Here is a 25,682-nt window from a genome sequence, read left to right as displayed (position 1 = left end):
AAGACTCCATGAACCTGCCAAATCTCACCCTGGCGGATTTCCTCCCCATGCTGCCCGCCATCATCATGGTGGTGGCGGCCTCCGTCCTGCTGTTGTCGGAGGTGTTCCTCTCCGCGACGGCGTCCCGCGGCTACCAGGCGGTGCTCACCGTCGTGGCGGCGGTGGCCAGCGGCGCCGTGGCCGTGGGCCTGATGTTCGAGCCGCCGCAGGAGGTGTTCCTCGGCTTCGGCGTGCTGGACCCCTTCTCCAGCTTCCTCACCCTGGTGGTGAGCGTGGGCCTGGGGCTGGCGGCGCTGAGCGCGGTGGGCTTCCTGCGCAAGCGCGGAGCGGAGCGCGGTGAGTTCTACGCGCTGATGCTCTTCGCCTCCGCGGGCATGAGCCTGCTGGCGATGTCCTCCGAGTTCATCACCATCTTCGTCAACATCGAGGTCCTCTCCATCGCGACGTACGCGCTGACGGCGTACCTGCGCCGCGGCACGCGCCCCAGCGAGGCGGGCTTCAAGTACTTCATCCTGGGCGCCTTCTCCTCCGCCGTCCTGCTGTACGGCACGGCGCTGCTGTACGGCGCCACGGGCACCACGAAGCTCAACGACATCGCGGGGCCGCTGCAGCAGGCGCTGACCACGTCCCCGGCGCTCGTCTACGTGGGCGCGGTGCTCATCGCCGCGGGCTTCGCGTTCAAGGTGGCGGCCGTGCCGTTCCACATGTGGACGCCGGACGTGTACGAGGGCGCCCCCACCCCGGTGACGGCGCTGATGAGCGCGGGCGTGAAGGCGGCGGCGTTCGCGTCGCTGGTGCGCGTGTTCGTCACGGTGGGCAAGGGCATGGACCCCAAGCTGCCGCTGATGCTCTTCGCCACGCTGGCGCTGCTCACAATGGTCGCCGGCAACCTGATGGCCATTCCGCAGCGCAACGTGAAGCGCATGCTGGCGTACTCCTCCATCGCGCACGCGGGCTACCTGCTCCTGGGCGTGGCGGCGCTGTTCGTCGCGGCCCCGGGCGAGCACTTCCGCCTGCTGTCCGCGTCGTCGCTGTCCGGTGGCACGCCGCTGGACGTGGCGCGCTCGGACGCGCTGCGCGGCATCCTCTACTACCTGCTGGCGTACACCTTCAGCGCGGCGGGCGCCTTCGCCATGGTCTCCGCGCTGGAGCGCCGCGAGGATGAAGAGAAGGGGACCGCGTGGGACCTGGAGCGCTTCGCGGGCCTCGCGCAGCGCCGTCCGGGCTGGGCGTTCGCCATGGCGGCCTTCATGCTGTCCCTGGGCGGCATCCCCCCCACCGTGGGCTTCATGAGCAAGCTGCTCATCTTCCAGGCCGCCATCGACGTGGGCCTGGTGGGCCTCACCGTGGTGGCGGTGCTCAGCAGCGCGGCGGGCGCGTATTACTACCTGCGCGTCGTGGTCTACATGTTCATGCACCCCGTCCCCGAGGGCGCGCAGCCGCTGGAGCGCAACTGGGGCACGGAGGCCGCGCTCGTCATCGCCACCGTCGCCGTGGTGCTGCTGGGCATCCTCCCCGGCCACGTCACCGACTGGCTGGCCCAGGCCGGCACGCTGTTCGGCCAGTAGCCGCTTCGGCTCGCGGCACCCGACGCCCGCCTCGGCCCCGGCCCTGGCGGGCGTTGTCGTTGCGGGCATGGCTCACGGCGTCATGGCCGCCGTGCATTGCAGAAGTGAAATGGATCCGCGCCGCGTCATGAGGGCGGCGGCGACGCTGCGGACGGTGCGGGGAGCGCAAAAAGAAGGCGGCCCGGCACCCGTGAGGGTGTCGGGCCGCGGGTCTTCTCAAGGTAACGCACCGGAAGTGCTGAAAGGGTGGGGGGGAACCACTTTCAGCCTCGCTTCGATGCGTCCCGAGCTAGCCTTTAGCAGGCGCCATGCCAGTGCCCGTTTGGAACGAAACTCTAGAGTTCTCAGGCACTTGGACGACGGGGCAACATTTCCCGCCCATTGCAGCCCTGAAATCGCGTTTCAGGGATGAAAACAGTCAACGAATTCAGGAGGTTGGTTTTTTCATCCCTGAACGGGGGTGATTTCGGATCTGAACTCGCACCGGGAGGCGGGTGCGAGTTCGCTGGCAGGCTACTCGCGGGCGCCCGCGGGGGGCCTCAGGTTGAGCCGCTTCATCTTCCGCCACAGCGTGGTGGAGGAGACGCCCAGCTCGTCCGCGACGCGGGCCAGGTCCACGCCGTGGCGCTCCAGGGCCTGGACGATGGCGCGGCGCTCCGCGTCCTCCACCACCTCCGCCAGCGTGGGGCCCGCGGCCTCCGCGCCGCCGGGCCGCGCGAGGTCGGTGGGGGGCAGGCCCGTGGCCTCGGGCGGAGGCGCGGCGGCGGCGAGCACGCGGCCCTGGAGGCGCAGCGGGAAGTCCTCGGGGAGCAGCTCGTCCCCTTCCGCGAGCGCGGCGGCCTGCTCCACCAGGTTCTCCAGCTCGCGCACGTTGCCGGGGAAGCCGTACGTCATCAGGTGCTCCACGGCGGCGGCGGACAGGCGCCGGGGCCGGGGGCTGCGGGCGTTGGCGCGGTCCAGGAAGTGCTGAGCGAGCGCGGGCACGTCCTCCAGGCGCTCGCGCAGCGGGGGCACGCGCAGGAGCACCACGTTGAGGCGGTAGTAGAGGTCCTGGCGGAAGCGCTTCTCCTTCACCTCCAGCTCGATGTCGCGGTTGGTGGCCGCGGCGATCCGCACGTCCACGCGCAGCGCGGTGGACTCGCCCACGCGGCGCACCTCGCCGTCCTGGAGCGTGCGCAGGAGCTTGGACTGGAAGGTGGGGCTCGTCTCCGTCACCTCGTCGATGAAGAGGGTGCCGTTGTCCGCCTCCTCGAAGAGGCCGCGGCGCGTCTTCACCGCGCCGGTGAAGGCGCCCTTGGCGTGGCCGAAGAGCTCGCTCTCCAGCAGCGTCTCGCTGATGGCCGCGCAGTTGACGGGCACGAAGGGCTGCTTGCTGCGGCGGCTGTGCGCGTGGAGGGCGCGGGCCACCAGCTCCTTGCCCGTGCCGCTCTCGCCCTGGATGAGGACGGTGGCGTCGCTCTGGGCCACGCGCAGCAGGCGCGTGGTGAGCTCGCGCATGGCCTGGCTGCGGCCCACCAGCGCGGACAGGCCGTGGCGCTCGTTGAACTCCGTGGCCAGGTTGTCCACCGCCGCCTGGAGCCGGGAGCGCTCCAGGGCGCGCTCCACGCGGTAGCGCAGCTCGCCTTCCTTGAAGGGCTTGGTGACGTAGTCGTACGCCCCCAGGCGCATGGCCTCCACCGCGCTGTCGATGGAGCCGAAGGCCGTCATCATGATGACCTGGAGGCGCGGGGCCACCTCCAGCGCGCGCCGGAGCAGCGTGAGCCCGTCCATGGGCTCCATCTTCAGGTCCGTGAGGAGCAGGTCCACGCGCTCCTGCGCGAGCTTGGCCAGGGCCTCCTCGCCGGTGGCGGCTTCGTTGACGGTGTAGCCCTCCGCGCGCAGGAGCAGGGCGGTGGTGGCGCGCATGTTGCGCTGGTCGTCCACCACGAGGATGCGGCCTCGGGGAACCGGAGTGGTCGCGTCGGTCATGAGAGGGACTGGGGCTGCGTGAGCGGCAGCCAGAAGGTGAAGGTGGTTCCGCGTCCGGCGGCGCTCTCCACGGCGATCTCCCCGCGGTGCTCCTCCAGGATGCGCTTCACCACCGCCAGCCCCAGACCGGTGCCCTGGGCCTTGGTGGTGAAGAAGGGTTCGAAGACGCGGTGGAGCAGCTCCGCCGGGATGCCCGGGCCCTGGTCCATCACGTCGATGCGGAGCTGCTCCCGGCCCGCGTGCGTGTCCCGGCGCGCGCGCACCCGGACCTCGCCGCCCTGGGGCATGGACTGGATGGCGTTGACGGCCACGTTGAACAGGGCCTGGCGGATCTGCCGCCGGTCCATGGGCACCGCGGAGAGGCCGGGCTCCACCTCCACGGAGGTGGACACCGGGCGCTCCGTGGGGGCCTGCGCCCGCGCGGCTTCGAAGGCGTCCTGGAGCACGCGCAGCAGGTCCTCCGGCTGGAGCACCGGGTTGCGCGGCCGGGTGAAGTCCAAGAGGTCCGCCACCATGCGGTTGAGGCGGTCGCTCTCCTCCGCGACGATGTCCAGCAGCATGGCCGTGTCCCCCCCGGGGTTCATGATGCGCCGGAGCGTGGCCACCGCGTTGAAGATGACGCCCAGGGGGTTTCTCACCTCGTGGGCGACGATGGCGGACAGCTCGCCCAGCGCGGCGAAGCGCTCGCGCTTCACCATCTCCGCGCGGGTGGCGGCCAGCTCCGCGTAGCTGGCCCACAGCGATTCGTAGAGGCGCGCGTTGGCGATGGACAGCGCGAGCTGGCCGCAGGTGGCCTCCGCCAGCTCAATCAATTCCGGGCCGAAGGGGCGCGGGCCGCGCACGTCGTCCACCAGCACCACGCCGATGAGCTCCTCGCGCGAGGTCAGCGGCAGGCCCAGCAGGGCCTTCTCCCCCACCCGGTCGATGAGCACCGCGCTGACGGAGGCGCTCGCGGACGTCAGGTCCTCCACCGCGATGGGCTTGCGCTCCAGCGCCACGCGCGCGGCCAGGTCGCCGCTGTCGAGCGGCACCACCACCGTGCGGAACAGGTCGCGGTGGGTCGCGGACGCCGCCGCGCCGCGCAGCACCTTGGCCTGCTCGTCGTAGAGCAGGATGAAGCAGTTGGACACGTCCAGGAGGTGCACCAGGAAGTCGGACGCGACGTCCAGGATGCTCGCGGTCTCCAGCACGCCGGACGTGGTGCGCGCCAGGTCCAGCAGCAGGCGCGTCTCCGTGAGCTGGCGGGCGGACTCGGCGCGCAGGCGGCGCTGCTCCAGGAGCATCACCAGCAGCTCCGCGAGCGTGGCCAGCAGCCGCGCGTCGCGCTCGTCGAAGGGCCGCTCCCTCGCGCGCAGCGCCTGCACCACGCCCACGCTCTCACCGCCGCGGGTGAGCCGCGCCGCCGCCCCGCTGCCGAGGCGGCCCTGGGACAGCGCCTCCAGCGCGCGCCCCTGCGCCTCCGAGGACAGCACGCCTCTGTCCTCCCGCAGCGCCGCGGCCAGCAGCACGCCGGTGGCGCGCACGGCGTCCGCGTCACTCCCCTCCTCCAGCCCCACCTGGGCGGAGAGCCGGGGGGCCTGCCCCGGCCCGGGGACGACGTGCAGCGCCACCGCGCGGGCCTGGAGCAGCTCCGCCACGCGCGCGAGGAACGTCTCCGGCGGCGGGGGCACGGGCTGCGCCACGAAGCGCGCCATCTCCGCCACCGACTCCACCTCCCAGCGGCTGCGCGCGCCGTCCGCCTGGAGGTGCGCGTCCGCGAGCGCCGCGCCCACCACCTTCGCGAACAGCGTCAGCACCGAGCCGTGCCGGGGCGCCACCCACGGGCCCGCCACCCAGAGCACCTCCGACTGGGGCCCGCCCACCGGCAGGTACGCGTGCGTGGGCTGCGCCTGGTCCGCGCCGCCGAACACCGGCCGCCCGTCCGACAGCGCCTCCAGCGCCAGGTGCGCGTCCGCCGGCAGGGACACGCCGTCACGCACCACCCACCGCGTGCCGTCCCAGCGCAAGAGCCGCGCCCGGAAGCCGGCGGCCTCCAGGCCCGTCAGCGCCACGCGCCGCACGCCCTCCTCCGAGCGCGCGGACACCAGCCCCGCGGTCGTGTCCACCAGCCGCTCCGCCACCGCCAGCTCCCGGGGGCGCTCCGCCGTCACCATGCAACTGAGCAGCAGCGCGAAGCCCCCACCCTCCAGCCGCAGGGGGCTGGCCTGCGCGAAGACCTCGCCCGACACGCCGTGGACGCTGAGCACCTTGTAGAGTTGCGGACGTCCGTCCAGCGGCGCGCCGCTGGCCAGCCGCTGGAAGCGGTCCCCCATCCGGCTGCGGTCCTCCGGCTGGATGAAGTCCAGGATGGAGCGGCCCTCCACCTGCTCCACGGGCAGGCCCAGGAGCCGCGCGTAGGCGGCGTTGGCCACCCAGACGCGCCCCTCCCCCGCCAGCACCAGCATGGGCTGGGCGAAGGGCTCCACCAGGGCGCGCACCTCCTGCTCGTTGTAGGCCTTGGAACTCATCCGCGACGCAGCACCCGTTTGTCCCCCACCCGCAGCGTCACCTTCTCCCGGTCGAAGTACTCCGACAGCGGGATGGTGAACTTGCGGCTCTGGCCCACCAGCTCCTTGAAGGCCTGCGTGGAAATCTCCTTCTGCTCCTTCAGGTACGCCACCAGCCGGGCGCGCAGGTCCTCCAGAGCGCCCGCGTCGAAGCACAGCTCCTCGCTCACCCGCACGCCGGTGCCCGACGACACCAGCACCTTCAACAGCTCCTGCAGCTTCGCGGGCGCGAGCCCCAGCTTCTGGGACAGCTCCGTGACGGTGGGCGGCGCGAGCCCCGCCGCGGACAGCTCCGCGGACAGGCGCGTGCGCGCGGCCTCGTCGCCCAGCGTGAGCGTACGGCCCCGGCCCTTGAGGCGCACCAGGTCCTTCTCCGCCTCCACGCCGCCGGAGTCCACCAGCGCCTGCACCACGCGCTGGAACAGGCGGGCGTCCAGTTGGGCGGAGAGCCGCTGACGGAGCTCCTCGCGCGACAGGCCGTCCCGCATGGGCTCGCGCTCGTGGAACGCGGCCAGCAGCGCGAGCGAGCGCTGGCGCAGGCCCTCGAAGACGTCCTGCGCCACGTAGAGCCGCCGGTCGCGGTCCACCAGCAGCACCTGCCCCTTCGCGCCCAGCAGCTCCAGCGTGCGCGTGAGCACCTTGGGCGAAAGCCCCGAGCGGCCGAACAGCTCCGTCTGCGTGAGCCCCGCGTAGCCCGCCTGCCGGAGGAGCCACCCCACCTGCCCGGCCGCGTCCGCCTCCAAAAGCGGCCGCACCACGGACGACGCGCCCTTGCGCCGGCGCGGCGGCGTGATGGAGAGCACCCGCCCCCCGGCCACCGTGGCGCCCCGTCCCGGCAGCGCGCGCGAGCCGCGCAGGATGAAGCGCTGGCCCACGAGCGCGCCCACCGGCGACTCCAGCCGGAGCTGCGCGAGCCCCGTCTCCCCCGGCGCGAGCGAGTCCAGGTCCAGCAGCGCCACCGTGGCCTCCACCTGCGCGGTGCCCAGGTGCAGCAGCAGCTTGCGGCGCTTGGGCAGGGGCGCTTCCGCGGCGGGCAGCAGCGTCAGCTCCACGTCCAGCATGGACGTCTCCGGCAGCTCGCCCGCGCGCGTGAGCACCATGCCCCGGTGCACGTCCTCCGGCTGCACGTCCGCCACGTTCACCGCCGCGCGCTGCCCCGCCTCCACGCGCGCCACCGGCTGGCCGTGCACCTGCACGCCCCGGACGCGGAAGGGGCCCGGGCGCGCGCCGGCCACCGGGGGGAGCAGCGACACCGCGTCGTCCACCGCCAGCGCGCCGGACAACAGCGTGCCCGTCACCACCGTGCCGAAGCCCTTGATGGTGAAGGCCCGGTCCACCGGGAGGAACACGGGCCCCTCCGCGGGGCGCCGTGGCAGCGACGCGCCGGCGTGGGCGAGCGCCGCCTTCAGCTCCGGCAGGCCCTGCCCCGTGCGCGAGGACACCGGCACCACGGGCGCGGTCTCCAGGAAGGTGCCGGCGGTGAGCGCGGCGAGGTCCGCCTCCACCAGCGCGCGCCAGTCGTCGCCCAGGCCCTCCAGCAGGTCCGCCTTGGTGAGCGCGACGACGCCCGCCTTCACGCCGAGCAGCCGGCAGATGTCCAGGTGCTCGCGCGTCTGGGGCATGACGCCCTCGTCCGCCGCGACCACCAGCACGGCCAGGTCCACGCCGCCCGCGCCCGCGGCCATGGCCTTCACGAAGCGCTCGTGGCCGGGCACGTCCACCACGCCCGCCACCTGTCCGTCCGGCAGCGGCAGGTGCGCGAAGCCCAGCTCCAGGGTGATGCCCCGCCGCTTCTCCTCCGGGAGCCGGTCGGTGTCGGTGCCCGTCAGCGCCTTCACGAGGGACGTCTTGCCGTGGTCGATGTGCCCCGCCGTCCCGATGATCATCGCCGCGTCAGCGCCCCGCCGCGGGACTCAGGCTCCGGCCTTGTCCGGGTCGTCGTCCGGGTGGGCGTCGCCCGTCACCGGCTGGTAGTCCCACGGGAAGACGAAGAGCGCGTCCGTGGACAGCCCCACGTGGTCCGGCGTGAAGCCCTCCGGCCGCGCGATGAGGCACGCGGTGCGGATCTCCTTCGCGCCCATCTTCTTCGCGAGCGCCGTGGCCAGCCCCAGCGTGTCCCCGCTGGAGGCGATGTCGTCCACGATGAGCACGCGGCAGCCCTTGAGCTCCGGGGACATCTCCTCGCTCACCTGCGGCTGGCCCCGCTCCGGGGTGCGCTCGGCCTTGTCGCGGCTGCGGCGGCTGATGCGCACGGGGTAGAACTTGCAGCCGAGCGCGCCCGCGAGCGCCCCGCCCACGTACACGCCGCCGTGGGCCACGCCCACCACCGCCTGTGGCTCCCAGGCCTGACGGATGGTGCGCGCCAACTGCTGCACCTTCCGGTCGAACTCCGCCCACGACAGCTCCACCACGCCGGTGGACTTGTGCCGGGACTGGTCGCGGCCGGTGGGTTGGCGCGGGGCCTCCACCTGGGGCGCCAGCACCATGTCATTGGGAATGGAGACGAGCTTCTCCGCCCCGTCCTTCTGGGCGGCGGAGGGCGCGGAAGACTTCGGGGAAGGGTTGCGCTGGTCCTGGGACTTCGGCGGCGCTGCCCGCTTGATGGCCACGGCGAAAGCTCCGGGTGAGGTGCCGCCCTGTCATATCCCGAGCACCGGGCCCCCGCCACAACCGCCGCGCCTGCCTCCCCGGATGGTGTGAAGCGCTGAATCATCCGCTGTAGAAGCGGATGTCTGTCTTCACGTCAGGCGCTGCCCTCGGTGAGCATCTGCTGGATCTCCGCGCCGGGGATGACATAGCGCGTCGTGCAGAACTGGCAGGTGGCCTCCGCCTGGCCTTCCTTCTCCAGCAGGTCCTTCAGCTCCTCGCGGCCCATGGCGAGCAGCGCGAGCTTCACGCGGTCGCGGCTGCACGAGCAGGTGAAGCGCAGGGGATAGCGGGACATGATCTCCAGGTCCGCCTCCGGCACGAGCGAGCGCAGGAGCACCGCCGCCCCGTCCCGGGCGTGGGCCCGCACGGCCGTCTGGAACTGCGCCTTGAGCCGGGTGCCCAGCGCCTTGAAGGCGTCCCGGTCCCCGTCCGGCAGGGGCTGCACGAGCAGGCCCACCACCGTGGCCAGCGGATCCTCCTGGCCGTCCACCAGGCCGGGCACCTGGGCCACCATCAGGTGCGAGGGCACCTGATCCGACTGGTGGAAGTAGCGCTCCAGGTCCGCCACCAGGTCGAAGTGCTCCAGCTCCACGGATGAGCGGTAGTACTCGCCGCCGCCCTGGTCGCGCAGCACGGACAGGAAGCCCTGGTTCCCCAGCACCGGGCGCCAGTGATAGCTCCCCTCCGTCCCCACGTACTCCACCAGGGTGTTCTTCACGTAGCCGCGCACGACGCCGTTCGCGTCGCCGTCCACGAAGAGGCCGCGCAGGGGGCCGTCACACTCCAGTTGCAGGTTGATGCGGGAGTCCGTGCCCTTGCGCAGCGACCCCATGAGGGCGGCGGCGGTGAGGCCCTGGGACAGGAGCGCGGCGGAGGCCGGCATGCTCTGGTGGGTGGCGCGGGCCTGGCGGGACAGGGCCCCGGTGGTGGCCAGCACCAGGCGCAGGTCCGTCGCCTTCAACAATCCACTGACAAGCTCATCAGTCATAGGGCTGGTTAGCGTGCCCCACCCGTTCGCGCCCGCCAACGGAAGAGGGGCTGGGACGGGACGCCCGCCTGGCGGCCAGCAGTCAGGGCGGGGGGCTGGCATCGCCAGGGCTTATGAGTCGGTGTTCCCCGGCTGGCACGGACCGGTGCGGAAGAAATCCAGCCCGCGTGACGGAACGGCTATAAACCGCCGGAAGGCCGTATCACCCAGGCCCTGACTTGGGCTCGCGGGGGTCCTCACCCCACCCGACCGCGCGCCCCGCTGGAGACTCGATGAGCACCCAAGCCACCGCCGAAGCCATCACCGACCGGACGCCCCTCTTGAAGTCGCGGCTGGGGTCGTTCCTCGCCGTGGTGCCCCTGAGCATCTGGGTCATCAACCATCTGTGGGACAACCTGTCCGCCTTCTACGGCGCGACGGCCTGGGAAAAGTCGGTGACGGAGTACGCGAACCCGTTCGCCCAGGCGTTCACGTTCATCATCGTCATGCTGCCGCTGCTCATCCACACGGCGTGGGGGCTGTTGCGCATCTTCACGATGAAGCCCAACAACCTCGCCTACAACAACTACGGCAACCTCAAGTACATCGTGCAGCGCGTGGCCGGCCTGGGCGTGCTCGCGTTCCTGGGCGCGCACATCTGGCTGGCGTTCCTGCACCCGCGCCTGGTGGAGGGCCACGCGGAGCCCTTCATGGATATCGCGCGGGAGATGCACTACCACGGCCCCACGCTGATGGTTTACCTGCTGGGCACGCTGGGCACCTCGTACCACCTGGCCAACGGCCTTCAGACCTTCGGCATGGGCTGGGGCATCCTCGCGAGCGACCGCTCCATGCGCCGCTTCGAGCCCATCTCCATCCTCATCTTCCTCATCCTGCTGGCCATGTCCTGGGGCGCCATCTACGCCCTCTACACGGCGGGCGCGGCGTACGGCCCGGCGGGCATGGACGTCGGCTGAAGCAGGCCTGAAGCAGCGCCGGGGCCTTGAAGCCCCGGTGCGTTGGAGTCTGGAAACACGACCGGCCGCCCCTGACATCCAGGAGCGGCCGGTTCGCTTTTCAAGGGGGAAGGCCCCAGGCGTTAGAACGGGATGTCGTCGTCCGTTCCGCCGGGATTGCCGCCCATGCCCCCACCGTCGTCCATGCCCATGGGAGGCGGCGGCTGGCCGTAGTCGTCACGACCCTGCCCGTAGCCGCCGTTGCCCTGCTGCTGCCGGCGCCCACCGCCATTGCCGCCGCTGTAGCCCTCACCGGCGTCACGGCCGCCGAGGAAGGTGACGGAGGTGGCGACGACCTCGGTGGTGTAGTTCTTCTTGTTCTCCTTATCCATCCACTCGCGCGTCTGCAGACGGCCTTCGACGAAGCACTGCCGTCCCTTCTTGAGGTACTCGCCGCACAGCTCCGCGAGCTTTCCCCAGACGACGATGCGGTGCCACTCGGTGCGCTCCTGCTTCTGGCCGTTCTTGTCGTTCCAGCTCTCGCTCGTCGCGATGCGGAAGTTCGCCACGGCCTGACCGCCCGGGGTGAAGCGCACTTCGGGGTCCGCCCCGAGGTTGCCGATGAGAATGACCTTGTTCACGCCTCCAGCCATGTTTCCTCCCGATACCTGACCCCTCTAGGGCCAGGAACAAACCTGCGAGGCCACACGCCCCGACAGGTCCTTCAGCCCATAGCATCCACCACTGACATTCCCCGGGCCACTAAACGGCCAGGGGCGCCCGGGACGCACGTCCGCCTGCTCCCCGGGCAGGAAGTCTCAAGGATTCCGGGGCGTTGACGGGGGCTGGGAGGGAGCGCCGCCCGGACGCCTGGGGTCCGGACGGCGAAGCGCGGCGGGAGGGGCCTACCCGCCCGGGCGGAGGACCCCGGAGGCAGGGACCACGTTGGGCGTGGCGGAAGCCGGGGCGACGACCTGGACGGGCTGGGCGCGCTGGGCGGTCCGGGCCTCGGCCGTCTGGGTGGTGAGGGTGGAGTCCAGCCCCTTGGCGAAGGCGACGAGCTGCGGGTCCGTCCCGCCGGAGCCCAGCTTGCGCAGGGACTTCCAGAACGGGTGGGTGGTGTCCCCGGCCTTCACCAGCCCCTGGGCCAAGAGCGGCACGGTCGCGTCGCGCTCCACGGCGCTGGCGGCGCGCAGGGCGGTGACGAGCTCCTCGGGGGCCGTGCGGGCCACCTCGCCCAGGCCGTCCGCCAGCTCGTCCTGCGCCTCCAGGTCACGGGCGGCGCCGGCCGCGCGGCACAGCTCCAGCACGCGGGCCAGGGCCTCCGTGTTTCCGCCGGAGGCCAGCTCCACCATGCTGCTCACGCCGGGCACGCCCACGGACAGGGCGTGGGCCACCTGGCGCAGGCGGCCGTAGACGTCGTCCGTGGCGGCGTAGCTGTCCAGCAGCGTGCGGGTGCCCAGGTAGTCGTGCGGGTTGGACTGGTAGAGGCTCTCCGCCAGCACGGCGCGCACGGCGGGGTCGCGCTCGCTGCGCCACGCGGTGCGCAGGAAGCCGATGTTGCGCTGGTCGCGCTGCCTGCCCAGCTCCAGGTAGGTCTTCACGCGGTTGGCGATGTCCGGCAGGCCGCCCTGGGGCTTCTGGCCCTCGTTGAGGGAGGCCAGCGCGGTGCCCGGCCCCAGCGTGGAGCCGGTGGCGGCCACGGCGGCGCCCAGCGCGTCCATGCCCGCGACGACGGGGCCCGCGCGGCCCGCGTAGTCGTTGACCATGATGGAGAAGGAGAACTTCTCCCCGCCCGCGGACTGCACGTAGCCGCTGAGCGCGGAGACGCCCTCCAGGGTGCCCGTCTTGGCGCGCAGCCGGCCCACGGCGTCCGTGCCGTCGAAGCGGTACTTGAGCGTGCCGTCCTTGCCGGCGATGCCCAGCGAGGACAGGTACTCCGGGGCCAGCGGGAAGCGCTCGTACATGTGGCGCAGCAGCCGGTCCACCTGCGCGGTGGAGAAGCGGTTGGCGTCGTTGAGCCCGCTGCCGTTCTTCATCACGTAGGTGCCGCGCGGGATGCCCACGTCTCGGTCCAGGAACTCCTCCACCACGTCCACGCCCTTGGTGAACGAGCCCGGCTGTCCGCGCAGCTCCGCGCCCATCGTCTTGAGGAGCGTCTCCGCGACGAAGTTGCTGGACAGCTTGTTGAGGCGCTTGAGGACGATGTCGAACGTGTCCGACTGGGCCACGTGCACGACCTTCGCGCGTGAAGGCGCCAGGCCTGACTTCACCTTGCCCTTCACCTTCACGCCGCGCGAGGTGAGCAACTGCTTCAGCGTGTAGCCGAAGTACATGGGCGGGTTGTCGATCTTCTTCCAGACGCTGACGGCGCCGCGCTCGTCGGGGACCTGGCCCTTCACGACGATCTTCTGCTTGTCACCGAACGCGTCCGACTTCACGGACACGCGCCGGGCGCGGCCGGGGCCGCTGGTGACGGAGCTGTCCACGACGAAGAAGTCGCTGGGCGGCTCCATGTCCACCACGGCCTTGCCGCCGGGAGCGGAGCGCACGTAGACGGCGACCGCGTTCCAGTTGAGGCTCAGCGCGCCGGTGGGCGCCATGTACGCGCGGTCGGAGTCCTCCTGGTCGTAGCCGGGCGGGGTGCGCTCGGCGTCGAACCAGGAGTCGTCCACGACGATGTCCTGCACCTCCTTGAGGCCCGCGTGGAGCAGCTCGGAGGTCATGCCGTAGAGGCGCTCGGTGGTGATGGTGGGGTCACCCTTGCCGCGCACGTAGAGCGTCTTGACCTTGCCGTCGGCGGGCAGCTCCTGCTCGACGAGGAACTCCGTCTCGTAGCGGAACTCCGGCCCCAGGGCGACGAGCGCCGCGGAGGACGTGACGAGCTTCACGTTGGAGGCGGGGTTGAGCAGCTCGTCCGCGTTGTGGCTGAACACCACGGTGCCGTCGTCCAGGCTCTGCATGTGCACGCCGACGCGGCTGCTCTTGAGCGCGGTGCGCTGCATCACCTGGACGAGCGCGTTCTTCAGCGCCTCGCGCTCAGCCTTTTTCTCGGCGGACGGCGACGCGGCCAGGGTGGCGGAAGGCAGCCACAAGGCAATGGCGGTCGCTGCCCAGAAGGGTCTGGTTCGAAAAACCTGCACGCACGCTCCGGGGAAGTCGCGTTCCATTATGAAGAAGGGACGAAAGGGGCGGCAAGGGCGGGGGGAGGCTCCACGTCCACCGTTACCCTGCACGCCTGCCTGCTTCCTGGAAACAGGAAGAAGGCTGTCGCAGCATGGACGCCCCGCCTGACATCCACCTCGTGACAGACGCCATGCCTCCCCTGCCCTCCCGCGCCGCCCGGGTGTCCTTCATCGCGCTGGCGCTGGTGCTTGACTCCGGCTGCCGCGACCCTGCGCCTCCGGCGGGCATCACGGTGTTGTTGGAGGCCCCACCGGACAGCCTGGACGATCGCTTCGCCCTCACGGCCCATGGACAGCGGCTGGCGCAGCTCGTCAGCCCGGGGCTGCTCACCTTCGACGACTCGAGCCGGCCCGTGCCCCAACTGGCGGAGTCCTTCCGGGAGGTCTCGCCCACGGTGGTGGAGTTCGTCCTCCGTCTGGGCCTGACCTTCCACGACGGGAGCGCGCTCACCTCGGAGGACGTGAAGGCCACCTTCGACGCCCTGATGAATCCGGCGCTGCGCAGCCCCAAGCGCGAGCGGTACGAGCCGGTGGAGCGGGTGGAGGTGGTGGACGCCCGCACGGTGCGCTTCCACCTGAAGCGGCCCTATGCGCCGCTGCTCGCGGAGCTGTCCGCGGCCATCCTGCCCGCGGAGCGCGTGGGGCCCGGAGGCGTGGAGGCGCAGGGGGCGCACCCGGTGGGCGCGGGCCCGTTCCGGTTCGAGTCGTGGCCGGACGAGGAGCACCTGACGCTGGTCCCCTTCGAGGGCTGGCATGCGGGCAGGCCCGCCGTGTCGAGGCTGACGTTCCGGGTGGTGCGGGACGAGACGACGCGGGTGCTGGAGCTGCTCAAGGGCCGCGCGGACCTGGTGGTGAACAACGTGTCCCCGGCGGTGCTGCCCGCGCTGCGCAAGGCGCCCCACCTGCGCGTGGTGACGAAGCCGGGCACGGGCTTCACGTACCTGGGCCTCAACCTGCGCGAGGGGCCGCTCGCGGACGTGCGCGTGCGCCAGGCGCTGTGTCACCTCATCGACGTGCGCCCGCTGGTGGAGCACAAGCTGCACGGGCTGGCGGAGCCCGCGTCCAGCATGCTGCCTCGCGAGCACTGGGCCTTCACCCAGACGCCGGGCTGCGGCTACGCGCCGGAGGAGGCGGCCCGGCTGCTGGACGCGGCGGGGTATCCGGATCCGGACGGGCCCGGGGGACAGCCGCGCCTGTCCTTCACCTTCAAGACGAGCACGGACCGCTTCCGGCGCGCGGTGGCGCTGGTGCTCAAGGAGCAGTTGGCGAAGGGGGGCATCGCGGTGGAGGTGCGGGCGCTGGAGTTCGGGACGTTCTTCGAGGACGTGCGCCGGGGGCGCTTCGAGCTGTTCACGTTGAAGTGGGCCGCCGTGATGGAGCCGGACCTGCTGCGGGGCGCGTTCCACTCCGCGAACATCCCCGGCCCGGAGAACCACTGGGGCGGCTTCAACCGGGGAGCCCTGAAGGACCCGAAGCTGGACCGCGTGCTGGACGCGGCGACTCAGGCGTCCCGGGAGGAGCGCAAGGCGCTGTACGCGCAGGCGCAGCGGGAGCTGGACGCGGACATGCCCGTCATCCCGCTGTGGCACGAGGCCAGCGTGGCGGTGGTGTCCTCGCGGCTCGCGGACTTCGAGCCCAGCGCGCACGGCCTGCTGCTGCCGCTGGCGAAGGCGCGGGAAGTGACGCCCGGGCCTGGGGGCACGCCGTGACCCGGCGGCTCGTGTCCGCGGTCATCGCGATGGTGGGGGCGCTGCTGCTGGTGTCGCTGTTCCTGCACCTGGTGCCTGGAGACCCGGTGGACGTGATGCTGGGGGAGCAGGCGACGCAGGTGGACCGCGCGGCGCTGCGGCAGGCGGTGGGGCTGGACCTGCCGTGGTACGCGCAGCTCTGGACGTTCGCGCGCGACCTGGCCACCGGGGAGCTGCGCACGTCGCTGCCTCCGTTCCAGCGCAAGGTGCTCCCGGCCCTGGGCGCGGCGCTGCCGTACACGCTGCTGCTCACGGTGTCGGCCATGGCCGTGTCCCTGGTGCTGGCGCTGCCCCTGGGCGTGATGGCGGCGGCGCGGCGGGGGACGCCCGTGGACGCGGCGGCGATGGGCGTGTCCGTGGCGGGTGTCGCCCTGCCCCGCTTCTGGCTGGGCCCGGTGCTCATCATCCTCTTCGCGCTGAAGCTGGACTGGCTGCCCGTGTCGGGCGCGGAGTCGTGGCGGCACCTGGTGCTGCCCGCGTTCACGCTGGGCACCGCGCTGGCCGCGTTCCTCGCCCGGATGACGCGCGCGACGATGCTGGAAGCCCTGCGCGAGGACTACGTCACGGTGGCCCGGGCCAAGGGCCTGTCCCCCGGCGTGGTGCTGTGGAAGCACGCGTTCCGCAACGCGCTGCTGCCGCTGGTGACCGTGCTGGGCCTGGAGTTCGGCGCGCTGCTGGGCGGCGCCATCGTGACGGAGAAGGTGTTCGCGTGGCCGGGCATGGGCACGCTGCTGCTCACCGCCATCGAGAAGCGCGACTACAACACCGTGCGCGCCACGGTGCTCCTCTTCACCTTCTGCTACGTCGTGGTCAACACGCTCACCGACCTGACGTATGCGTGGGTGGACCCGCGCGTGCGGAGGCGCTCATGAGCGCGGCCCAGCGCTTCCGGCTGAACTCATGGGGCGCCCGGTTCGGGCTGGCCGTGGCGTGCGCCTGGGTGTTCACCGCGCTGTTCGCGCCGTGGCTCAGCCCCCACGCGCCGGACGCCATCGACCTCACGCGCGAGTTGTCGCCTCCGACGTCAGGGCATCCGCTGGGCACGGGGGAGAACGGCATCGACGTGCTCACGCACGTGCTGTACGGCGCGCGGGTGTCGCTGGAGGTGTCCTTCTTCGCCGTGGTGCTGTCCGCGGCGGTGGGCATCACGCTGGGCGGCATCGCGGGCTACGCGGGCGGGCTCGTGGACGAGGCGCTGATGCGGGGGGTGGACGTGCTGCTCGCGTTCCCGGGCATCCTGCTGGCGCTGTTCATCACCGCGGTGCTGGGACCCAGCCTCGCCAACGTGGTGTTCGCCCTGTCCTTCACCGGGTGGACGGGCTACGCGCGGCTGACTCGCGGGCAGGTGCTCACCCTACGCGAGCGCGACTACGTGCAGGCCGCCCGGGCGCTGGGGAGCGGACCGGGCCGCATCCTCGCGCGGCACCTGCTGCCCAACGCGGCGGGGCCGTTGCTCGTGCAGGCGACGTTCGCGCTGCCGGGCGCCATCGTCGCGGAGGCGTCCCTGAGCTTCCTGGGGTTGGGCGTTCCCCCGGGCACGCCGTCGTGGGGGGCGCTGGTGGACCAGGGGACCCAGTACCTGCTGGTGGCGCCGCACGTGGCCCTCTTCCCCGGCATCGCGCTGGCCGTCACGGTGCTGGGCTTCAACCTGCTGGGGGATGCGCTGCGCGACGCGATGGATCCGCGCCATGAAGGCCGGTGACTTGAAGGCTCCGGGCGTCCCTGGCAGGAAGCAGGGACGAAAGGGAGTCAACCCATGAAGGCCGTGGTGCAGCGGGTCCTGGAAGCGTCGGTGACGGTGGACGGGCAGCGTGTCAGCGAGATGGGCCCGGGCCTGCTCGTGCTGCTGGGCGTGGGCAAGGGCGACACCGACGCGGACATGACGTGGATGGTGGAGAAGCTGGCCACGCTGCGCATCTTCGAGGACGCCAACGAGAAGATGAACCTGTCGCTGGAGGACACGTCCAGGCAGCTCATCGTCGTCAGCCAGTTCACCCTCTACGGCGACGCGCGCAAGGGCCGCCGGCCCAGCTTCATCGAAGCGATGGAGCCTGTCGCGGCCAAGGCCCTCTACGAGCGGACCTGCGAGGCGCTGCGCCAGCGCGGCCTCACCGTGGGCACCGGCATCTTCGCCGCGGACATGAAGGTCGCGCTCGTCAACGACGGGCCCGTCACCATCCTCCTGGAGAGCCCGCCGAAGGCCGCGCCTCCGGCCTAGCGCACGTCCAGCGTGCGGCGGAAGAAGGCCACGCCCTCCGCGTTCGTGCGCGCGTGCGAGGCCGGGCGCGTCCCCTTCACCGGGTCGCGGCACAACATGGCGATGACGTCGAAGCCCTTCGGGTAGCACTCGGGCAGGAAGGTGAAGTGGCCCGCGTCGTCCAGGACCACCGTCGTCGTGGTCGCGGGCGGCAGCAGCCCCGCCAGGTGCATGCCGTGCCCTTCGTGCGGCATCAACTCGTCGCCCTTCGCGAGCACCAGCGCCACCGGCTTCTGGACGTCGGCGGTGTCTCGGGCTTCGAACGACGCGGCCATGCCGGGCGCCATCGCGAACGCGGCCTTCACTCGCGGATCCAGGTACGACGCTCGCGCGTGCTTCATGTCGATGCGGCGGTAGTCCACGTCGCGCAGGCCCTCGCAGCCAATCTCCTCCCGGGTTCCCGGCGTCTTGCAGCGCTTTTCAATCCACTCGAGGTTCAGGTTCAGCCCCACCAGCGCCAGCGCCGTGTAGCCGCCCATGGAGTGCCCCGCCGCGCCGATGCGCTCCGGATCCACTCGCGGGCCCCACTTCGGATCCTTCAGCAGGTGGTCGAGCACGACCGTGAAGTCCCGCGGACGCTCGTAGGCGCGCGCGAAGCCCTCCGGGCTCGTGTCCCCGAAGGTGTTGCCCGGATGGTTCAGCCCCACCACGACGAAGCCGTGCGCCGCCAGGTGGGAACCGAACCAGGACAGGTCCATCACGGAGCCGCCGCTCCCGTGCGACAGCAGCACCACCGGCCAGCGCTCCCGCGCGTCCGACAGCGGGGCGTCCTTCGCGCCGTAGAAGGGCTTGAACAGGTCTGACGGCGCGCGGTTGTCCATCGGCGTGCCGGGGGCCACCGGGTACCAGACCAGCGGCTTCAGCGTGCGGCGGCGGGCCGTGTCCTCGTACGTCAGCGACTGCGTGACGCCCACCGCGTAGGCCGCGTCCGCGCCGTAGAGCGACGTGTGGTCCGTGCGCGGAGCCTCCGCCTTCTTCGAGGAGGAACAGCCGCCCGCCAGCAGCGCGGCGGAGACGAGCAGCACGGGACCCAGCGAGACGAAGTGGCGGCGCATGGCCGGGAGCATGGCCGGGAACAGCGAGACAAGGGAACCCTGAAGGTCCCCCTCACAAGCATCGCGGGGCGCCTGCTCAGCGGACCGCCAGCGTGCGACGGAAGAACTCCACGGTCTCCATGCGCGTGCGCGCATGCGTGGCCGCGCGCGTCCCGGGGACCGCGTCGCGGCACAGCGCGGGCGCGACCTGGAAGCCCAGCGGCGTGCACTCGGGGAGGAAGCTGAAGTGCGCCGCGTCGTCCAACACCACCGACCTCGTGGACGCGGCCGGCAGTTGCCCCGCCAGCTTCATGCCGTGCCCTTCGTGCGGCATCAGCTCGTCGCCCTTCGCGAGCACCAGCCCCACCTCCGCATGGATGTCCGCCAGGTCCCGGGCCTCGTAGGAGCCCGCCATCCCCGGCGCCATCGCCAGGGCCGCCTTCACGCGCGGATCCCGGTACGACGCTCGCGCGACCGTCATGTCGATGCGGCGGTAGTCCACATCCCGCAGGCCCTCGCACCCCACGTGGTCGCGGGTCTCCGGCGCGGTGCAGACGCGGGCAACCCACTCCAGGTTCATGCGCGCTCCCACCAGCGCCAGCGCCGTGTAGCCGCCCATGGAGTGCCCCGCCGCGCCGATGCGCTCCGGGTCCATGCGCGGTCCCCACCTCGAATCCTTCAACAGGTGGTCGAGCACGGCCGTGAAGTCCCGGGGCCGCTCATAGCCGCGCGCGTAGCCCTCCGGGCTGTCATCCCCGTAGGTGTTGCCCGGGTGGTTCACCGACACGACGAGGAAGCCGTGCGCCGCCAGGTGCGCGCCGAGCCAGGACATGTTGATGGCCGTACCTCCGCTGCCATGTGACAGCAGCACCACCGGCCAGCGCGTCCGTGCGTCCGACACCGGCGCGTCCTTCGCGGCGAGGAAGGGCGCGAAGATGGGCGACGTCGTCCGCGGCTCCATCCGCGTGCCGGGCGCCGCCGGGTACCAGACCACTGTCTTCAATGAGCGGTGGCGAGCGGCATCCTCCACCGTCAGCGACGCGAGTCCCACCGCGTAGGAGATCGCGTCCGCGCCGGAGGGCGACACGGCGGCGGATGCGGCGGCCTGTCCGGTGCCGTGCGAGGAGGCACAGCCGCCCGTCAGCAGCGCCGTGGAGATCAGCAGCGCGAGGGAGGGACAGCGCGAGAAGCGGGACATGGGACGGTTTCCTCCAGGCCCCCGGTGGGCCTCCGGTGAGTCCTACGGCGAGGAGGGGCGCACCATTGCGACAGCGCGCGACCGGCTCACAGCCGCACGGTGGTCCCGCGCGTCACCAGCGCGGCCAGTCCCTGCTTCGTCTGCGCGGCGGTGCGCAGGTGCAGCGTGAGCGCGCCCAGCTCGCGGATCCACGTGGCCGCGTTCGGGCCCAGGCCGGAGAAGAGCACGGACAGCGGCGGCGGCTGGGGCAGCTTCCCCGTCCAGTAGCCCAGCACCTCGTCGCGCTCCGGCAACACCGGCAGCTTCAGGCGCTCCTGCTCCCGCGTCAGCAGCCGCTCCAGCTTGCGCGGCAGGTTCACCTGCCAGTGCACCACCGTCTTCGCCGGCCGCCAGGCCCAGTCCGCGAAGGCGAACCGCTCCCGGACCGCGTACTCCCCCCGGCCCTGCGTCACGAAGACGCGGTCCGGCGGGAACTCCGGGAAGGGGTCCCACTGCCCGGCCAGGAGCGACGCCAGCCCCTGATCCCCCGGGGGGCGCCGGCGGAAGTTGTCCCGCACCACGCGCGCCGCCTTCGCGTCCCAGTAGGGATAGGCCGGGTCCTCCACCATCAGCGCCAGGTTCAGCGCCTCGTCCCACTCGTCCGCGTAGCCGCCGGGGGACCCGCCCACCTCCCAGCCGCCGGGCGCCTCGCGCCAGGGCTGGAACACCAGCCGGTCCACCAGGTCCATCCACCCGTCCGAGTCCACCGACCCCACGCCCCCCGGCAACGCCGACGAGGCCAGCCGCTGGCAGAGCGTGAACGCCTGCGCGTCACCCAGGTGGTTGGACAGGGCCTCCAGCGCGCCGGAGGCATCCCCCATGGCGCGCGTGAAGAACGGCAGCACCTGCTCGTGGAAGAAGCGGTCGTTGATGGGACGCAGGACGACGTCCATGCGGGGCGTCTCCTGTCAGGCCCTCAGGGCCGGGCGTCTTCCTGGACGATGAGGGCGTGGATGTCCGCGGCCGTGGGCGCCTCCAGGATGGCCGCCCGGAAGCGCGGGTTCTTGAACAGCCGCGAGATGCGCGCCAGCGCCTTCAGGTGCACCCCCGCGCTGTTCTCCGGCGCCACCAGCGCGAAGAACAGGTGCGTGGGCTTGCCGTCGATGGACTCGAAGTCCACCCCCGCGCGCGACACGCAGAAGGCCGCCTGGAGGCTGTCCATGCCCGCCAGCTTGCCGTGGGGGATGGCCACGCCCTCGCCAATGCCCGTGCTGCCCAGCTTCTCGCGTTCCTGGAGCACCGCCACCAGCCGGTCCTCGCGCAGATTCGGATGCGCCCGGGCCAACGTGGCACTCAGCTCGCGCAGCACCTCCGGTTTCGTCCGGGCCTGCATGTCCGCGACGACCGCCTGGGGGCTGAGGAAATCGGCGATTCTCAATGGCGCTCCCGCACTGGCGCTCCGGGCCGGCAATGATTCCTCGGCCGGCAATTACTCCTCACACTGGATTCGCGCAAGGGTCGCCTGGGCGGTGGCAGGCGCTTCGCTCACTGCGCGTCACCCAGGCCCCAGGCCCGGGCCCCGGGCCCGGGAATGCCCCGGACCCGGTTCCCCGGCACGGACGGTTGCCCGTCAGGTGCCGGTGGCCGCCACAGGCGCGTCGGGCAGGTGCGGCTCAATCAGGCCGAACCCCCCCTCCTTGCGTCGGTAGACGATGGACAGCGCCTGGGACTGCTGGTTCTGGAAGACGTAGAAGTCGTTGTTCATCAAGTTCATCTGCATCACCGCGTCATCCACGGACAGCGACTGGATGGCCAGGTGCGTGGTGCGCACCAGGCGGGCGACGCCCGACTCGGCCACCGGCGCCTGGACGGCGGCGGCGGGCGCGGCCTGGGTGGCGGCGGGCGCGGACACCTCGGAGGTCTCCTCGGGCTCGTGGACCTCGAAGACGTCGTGGCGGACCTTCACCAGGTCCTGGCGGTGGTGGACCTTCTCCTTGCCGTGGTGCGACTTGAGCTTGTCGCGGTAGCGGCGGAGCTGCCGTTCGATCTTGTCCATCGCCAGGTCGATGGACGCGTACATGTCATCGCTCTTCTCACGCCCCCGGAGGATCCATGCGCCGGAGTGGATGGTGATGTCCGCGTGATGCAGGTGCCGCTCCAACGACAGCACCACGTGGGCCTCACCAGCCCGGTCCAGCAGTCGGTTCACCCGCTCGACCTTTTCACGGGCGTACTCCTTCAGGGAATCCGACGCTCCGAACTGACGGAAGGTGATGTTGAGCTGCATGCGTGGCTGCCTCCTATGGAGAGAGGTAAGCTCCGTGACAGATCAGAAACGGAGCCCACGCCGAAAGCAACCCGGCCCCCCAGGTTGGAACTTCCCGTCCACGGCTCGCGCTCGCGAAAGCGACCGCCATAGGACACGTCTGGTGTCCGCTGCCTGTCACGGCGGGGGGATTCCGACCCGGGCCCCATTTTCCGGTCCGCCATCCCCCACCCCCGGTGCGTGGCGCTCAGGCCAGCAACATGCCTCCGGCTCACCTGCCCGGCTCAGGGCACCACGGAGAGCACGAAGTCCTGCGAGTGGAAGATGGCGCCCGAGCACGACGCCACGCCCGTGCACTCGCTCACGACGCCCTCCAGGTCCGCGCCCAGCGTCAGGGTGTGGTTCGCCTGCGGGGTGCCCGCGGGGATGGCGACGGTGGACGTGTTGCCGTCCTGCGTGACGGAGAGCACGCCGGGCGCGCGGCCCCCTTCGCGCAGGAGCAGCGCCTCCACGGGACCGGGCGTCTCCGTGGAGGGCTCCCAGCGGAAGGCGTAGGACTGCCCCACGCGCAGCTTGTCCGGGGTGCCCTCGCCCTGGAACGTGAACTTGCGCTTGGCCTTGGCGTTCTTCACCACCAGGCGCACGGTGCTGGAGGCGTCCTGCAACTGCACGACGAGGTCCTGGACGGGCTCGCGGCCCCACGCGGCCGGGTCGAAGTTGAAGTAGACGCGGCTGTTCTCACACGCCTCCGCGCGCCCGCCCACGTCCGACGCGCCGCCCGGCACCAGCGTCATGGGCTGGCCGTTGAGGGTGGCCGTCACGTCGTCCGCGAAGCGCGAGCACGGGCCGTCCGCCGCCACCGAGTAGCTGACGGTGACCCGGTGCGCGCCCTGCGCGTCCGGCGTCTCCGCGTCATCCACGTCCGCCAGCGCGAAGGTGAGCGAGCGGTCCGACAGCTCCGCCAGCGTCATCACCTTCGTCTCGCCGCCGCTGCAGCCGGTGAGCGCCACGAGCGCCCCCAGGGCGGTGAGGCGGGAGACGGTTCGACGCGGGCTCGGAGCAAGGAAGGTCATGGCGGCCGGCACCCTATCACTCCCGCGCCAGCAGTCCTTCGAGCCGCGCCTTCACGCCGGGCCACTCGGTGTCGATGAACCCGTAGTACGCGCTGTCCCGCACCACGCCGCCGCGCACCAGCATGTGGTGGCGCAGGATGCCCTCGAAGGAGGCACCCAGGCGCTCGATGGCCGCCCTGGAGCGCGCGTTGCGGCTGTCCGTCTTGAGCTGCACGCGCATCACGCCCAGCGACTCGAAGGCGTGCGTGAGGAGCAGGGACTTGCACTCGGTGTTCACCCGCGAGCGCCACGCCCGGCGGCCCAGCCACGTGTTGCCAATCTCCAGCGTGCGGTGGGCGCGCGAGATGTCCAGGTAGCGCGTGGTGCCCACCACGTCCCCGCTCGCCCGTTCGATGATGGCGAAGGCCTGCTCCGTGCCCGCGGCGGCCGCCTTCAGCGCGGTGGCGACGTAGTCCTCCACGTCCTCCCGCGTGCGCAGCACCTGCCAGAAGTAGGCGAAGATTTCCGGCTCACACAGCGCGGTGAGCGCGGGCACGTGCGCGAGCGTCAGCGGCTCCAGCCGCACCGCCCGCCCCTCCAGGGTGACGGGCGGGACGACGAGCGGCACGGGGTCACGGCGGGGAACGTCTGCATCGGAAGGGAGCACGGGGTCCATGGACCCGCTTCATGCCCCAAACCGGCCCTGGCGTGCAGGGCCGGTGAAGACAGGCACGGCTCAGAAGTACTTCTTGCGCTTGCTGCTGGGGAGGATGCCCAGCACCTCGCGGTACTTGGCCACCGTGCGGCGGGCGATTTCGGTGCCCTGCGAGCGCAGCAGCTCGACGATCTTCTGGTCCGAGTACGGGTTGCGAGGGTCTTCCTGCGACACCAGTTGCTTGATGTGGTGCTTCACGGCCTCGCTGGCCGTGTCCTCGCCGGACACGCGCGCGATGGACGAGTTGAAGAAGTACTTCAGCTCGAAGATGCCCTGCGGCGTGTGCACGTACTTGCTGGTGGTGACGCGGCTGACGGTGGACTCGTGCATGCCGATGTCCTCCGCCACGTCGCGCAGGATGAGCGGCTTCAGGTGCGCGATGCCCTTGTCCAGGAAGTCCCGCTGGAACTTCACGATGCTCTCGGTGACCTTGTAGATGGTCCGCTGGCGCTGGTGGATGGAGCGGATGAGCCACATCGCGCTGCGCAGCTTGTCCTGGATGAACTCCTTGGTCTGCCCGGGGCTCACCGCGCCCGTCTTGAGCGCGTTCCGGTACATGCCGGAGATGCGCAGCTTGGACAGGCCGTCGTCGTTGAGGACCACGGTGTAGTCGTCGTCCCCCAGCTTGTAGACGAAGACGTCGGGGGTGATGTACTGCGCGTCATCCCCGCTGAAGTTGCGGCCCGGCCGCGGGTCCAGCTTCGGGAGCAGCTTCGCCGCCGCGACCACCTCGTCCAGGGTGACCTTGAGGTCCTTGGCGATGGCCGGCAGGTTCTTGCTCTCCAGGTACTTCATGTGCCGCTTGATGATGAGGCCCAGCAGCGCCGCGTTCGGGTCCTTCATCGCCTGCAACTGGATGAGCAGGCACTCCTGCAGGTCGCGCGCGCCGCAGCCCCGGGGCTCCAGGTTCTGGATGCGGCGCAGGGTGCGCTCGGCCACGTGCATGGGCACGTCCGCCTCGTTGGCCAGGCGGATGAGCGGGTCGCCCTCCACTTCCGGCAGCTTGAGGTAGCCGTCGTCGTCCAGGTTCCCCAGGATGAGCACGCCCACGCGGCGCTCGGCCTCGTTGAGCCGCAGCGTGCCCAACTGCTCCTGGAGGTGGTCGACCAGGTCCTCCTTCTTCACCATGTTGGCTTCGAACGACGGCAGGTCGTCCGTGGCCACGTTGCCCTTGTTGGAGGCGGTGGTGGGCTCGTTGAACTGGTAGCTGTTGAGGTAGGACTCCCAGTCAATCTCCGGGGGGCCCTCGCCGTCCGCCTTGAACTCCTGGGCCGTTTCAGGCGTCGCCGACGGCAGGTCCACGTCGCGCGCGATTTCCGTGTTGTCCGCTTCGAGCGAGGCCTCGCCAGGCTCCTTCTCACTCACCTCCCCGGGCATGCCCTCCTCGGGCTGCTCCAGCAGGGGGTTCTGCTCCATCTCCTCGCGGACCTGGTCCAGGAGCTCCATTCGCGAGAGCTGGAGGAGCTTGATGGCCTGCTGCAACTGGGGCGTCATCACCAGTTGCTGCGCGAGCTTCAGGCTCTGTTTGAGTTCCATCGCCATGTGGGGGCGTCTCCGGAAGGCTTGCGTGCCACCTGATTGGAGGTTCCAATCA

At 71.3% G+C, this 25,682-nt stretch carries 21 protein-coding genes; 6 read left to right on the top strand and 15 right to left on the bottom strand.

The genetic code is table 11. The features are described from left to right. Positions 1 to 8: 8 nt before the first annotated feature. Entirely contained in the window at positions 9 to 1,568 is a 1,560-nt protein-coding gene (locus K8612_RS15340) for an NADH-quinone oxidoreductase subunit N (RefSeq protein WP_223740685.1), read from the top strand. A 513-nt stretch (positions 1,569 to 2,081) separates the two neighbouring features. On the opposite strand, the gene K8612_RS15335 is transcribed toward K8612_RS15340, so the two are convergent. The 5 genes from K8612_RS15335 to K8612_RS15315 form a co-directional block, all read right to left on the bottom strand. Continuing rightward, positions 2,082 to 3,536: a sigma-54 dependent transcriptional regulator gene (locus K8612_RS15335; protein ID WP_223740686.1), complete on the bottom strand. Its 1,455-nt coding sequence runs from the start codon at positions 3,534 to 3,536 to the stop codon at positions 2,082 to 2,084. After that, on the bottom strand, positions 3,533 to 6,043 hold the full coding sequence (locus tag K8612_RS15330) for an ATP-binding protein (protein WP_223740687.1): 2,511 nt from the start codon (positions 6,041 to 6,043) through the stop codon (positions 3,533 to 3,535). The genes K8612_RS15335 and K8612_RS15330 overlap by 4 nt, the downstream gene beginning before the upstream one ends. Further along, positions 6,040 to 7,968, bottom strand: a complete 1,929-nt coding sequence (selB, locus tag K8612_RS15325) for a selenocysteine-specific translation elongation factor (protein ID WP_223740688.1) — start codon at positions 7,966 to 7,968, stop codon at positions 6,040 to 6,042. The genes K8612_RS15330 and selB overlap by 4 nt, the downstream gene beginning before the upstream one ends. A 27-nt stretch (positions 7,969 to 7,995) precedes the next feature. Beyond that, entirely contained in the window at positions 7,996 to 8,691 is a 696-nt protein-coding gene (locus K8612_RS15320) for a phosphoribosyltransferase (RefSeq protein WP_223762802.1), read from the bottom strand. Positions 8,692 to 8,825: 134 nt separating this feature from the next. Continuing rightward, positions 8,826 to 9,719: an Hsp33 family molecular chaperone HslO gene (locus K8612_RS15315; protein ID WP_223762801.1), complete on the bottom strand. Its 894-nt coding sequence runs from the start codon at positions 9,717 to 9,719 to the stop codon at positions 8,826 to 8,828. Positions 9,720 to 9,991: 272 nt separating this feature from the next. Between K8612_RS15315 and K8612_RS15310 the strand changes: the two genes are divergently transcribed. Continuing rightward, positions 9,992 to 10,675 (top strand): succinate dehydrogenase, encoded by a 684-nt coding sequence (locus tag K8612_RS15310; RefSeq protein WP_223762800.1) that lies wholly within the window; start codon positions 9,992 to 9,994, stop codon positions 10,673 to 10,675. Between the two features lie 122 nt (positions 10,676 to 10,797). Here K8612_RS15310 and K8612_RS15305 read toward each other — a convergent pair whose 3' ends face one another. Both K8612_RS15305 and dacB read right to left on the bottom strand, forming a co-directional pair. Next, positions 10,798 to 11,307 carry a single-stranded DNA-binding protein gene (locus K8612_RS15305; RefSeq protein WP_223740692.1) on the bottom strand — a complete coding sequence of 170 codons (510 nt, stop codon included), beginning with the start codon at positions 11,305 to 11,307 and terminating at the stop codon, positions 10,798 to 10,800. Between the two features lie 252 nt (positions 11,308 to 11,559). Further along, positions 11,560 to 13,797 carry a D-alanyl-D-alanine carboxypeptidase/D-alanyl-D-alanine-endopeptidase gene (gene dacB / locus K8612_RS15300; protein ID WP_223762799.1) on the bottom strand — a complete coding sequence of 746 codons (2,238 nt, stop codon included), beginning with the start codon at positions 13,795 to 13,797 and terminating at the stop codon, positions 11,560 to 11,562. A 134-nt stretch (positions 13,798 to 13,931) separates the two neighbouring features. Here dacB and K8612_RS15295 point away from each other — a divergent pair, with 134 nt between their 5' ends. The 4 genes from K8612_RS15295 to dtd are packed head-to-tail and all read left to right on the top strand — an operon-like array spanning position 13,932 to position 17,805. Next, on the top strand, positions 13,932 to 15,548 hold the full coding sequence (locus tag K8612_RS15295) for an ABC transporter substrate-binding protein (RefSeq protein WP_223762798.1): 1,617 nt from the start codon (positions 13,932 to 13,934) through the stop codon (positions 15,546 to 15,548). Beyond that, positions 15,545 to 16,459: an ABC transporter permease gene (locus tag K8612_RS15290; protein ID WP_223762797.1), complete on the top strand. Its 915-nt coding sequence runs from the start codon at positions 15,545 to 15,547 to the stop codon at positions 16,457 to 16,459. The genes K8612_RS15295 and K8612_RS15290 overlap by 4 nt, the downstream gene beginning before the upstream one ends. Then, on the top strand, positions 16,456 to 17,289 hold the full coding sequence (locus K8612_RS15285) for an ABC transporter permease (protein ID WP_223762796.1): 834 nt from the start codon (positions 16,456 to 16,458) through the stop codon (positions 17,287 to 17,289). The genes K8612_RS15290 and K8612_RS15285 overlap by 4 nt, the downstream gene beginning before the upstream one ends. Positions 17,290 to 17,343: 54 nt before the next feature. Beyond that, on the top strand, positions 17,344 to 17,805 hold the full coding sequence (gene dtd / locus K8612_RS15280) for a D-aminoacyl-tRNA deacylase (protein WP_223740697.1): 462 nt from the start codon (positions 17,344 to 17,346) through the stop codon (positions 17,803 to 17,805). Here the strand turns inward: dtd and K8612_RS15275 are convergent. The 8 genes from K8612_RS15275 to rpoN form a co-directional block, all read right to left on the bottom strand. Next, positions 17,802 to 18,899, bottom strand: a complete 1,098-nt coding sequence (locus tag K8612_RS15275) for an alpha/beta fold hydrolase (RefSeq protein WP_223762795.1) — start codon at positions 18,897 to 18,899, stop codon at positions 17,802 to 17,804. The genes dtd and K8612_RS15275 overlap by 4 nt on opposite strands. Before the next feature lie 76 nt (positions 18,900 to 18,975). Next, positions 18,976 to 20,076, bottom strand: a complete 1,101-nt coding sequence (locus tag K8612_RS15270; protein WP_223762794.1) for an alpha/beta fold hydrolase — start codon at positions 20,074 to 20,076, stop codon at positions 18,976 to 18,978. 86 nt (positions 20,077 to 20,162) lie between these two features. After that, on the bottom strand, positions 20,163 to 21,008 hold the full coding sequence (locus K8612_RS15265; protein WP_223740700.1) for a hypothetical protein: 846 nt from the start codon (positions 21,006 to 21,008) through the stop codon (positions 20,163 to 20,165). Between the two features lie 23 nt (positions 21,009 to 21,031). Continuing rightward, positions 21,032 to 21,493: a PTS sugar transporter subunit IIA gene (locus K8612_RS15260; RefSeq protein ID WP_223740701.1), complete on the bottom strand. Its 462-nt coding sequence runs from the start codon at positions 21,491 to 21,493 to the stop codon at positions 21,032 to 21,034. 192 nt (positions 21,494 to 21,685) lie between these two features. Then, positions 21,686 to 22,342, bottom strand: coding sequence for a ribosome hibernation-promoting factor, HPF/YfiA family (gene hpf / locus K8612_RS15255; protein ID WP_223762793.1), 657 nt, complete (start codon positions 22,340 to 22,342; stop codon positions 21,686 to 21,688). 263 nt (positions 22,343 to 22,605) lie between these two features. Next, positions 22,606 to 23,394: a hypothetical protein gene (locus tag K8612_RS15250; RefSeq protein WP_223740703.1), complete on the bottom strand. Its 789-nt coding sequence runs from the start codon at positions 23,392 to 23,394 to the stop codon at positions 22,606 to 22,608. Positions 23,395 to 23,410: 16 nt separating this feature from the next. Continuing rightward, positions 23,411 to 24,049 (bottom strand): GNAT family N-acetyltransferase, encoded by a 639-nt coding sequence (locus K8612_RS15245; RefSeq protein ID WP_223762792.1) that lies wholly within the window; start codon positions 24,047 to 24,049, stop codon positions 23,411 to 23,413. Between the two features lie 60 nt (positions 24,050 to 24,109). Continuing rightward, positions 24,110 to 25,630, bottom strand: coding sequence for an RNA polymerase factor sigma-54 (gene rpoN, locus K8612_RS15240; protein WP_223740705.1), 1,521 nt, complete (start codon positions 25,628 to 25,630; stop codon positions 24,110 to 24,112). Positions 25,631 to 25,682 lie beyond the last annotated feature (52 nt).

The organism is Corallococcus sp. AS-1-6, from assembly GCF_020037015.1.
Taxonomy (GTDB): Bacteria; Myxococcota; Myxococcia; order Myxococcales; family Myxococcaceae; genus Corallococcus.
Note: the sequence above shows the minus strand (reverse complement) of the source record. Positions and strands in the feature narration are given on the sequence as shown.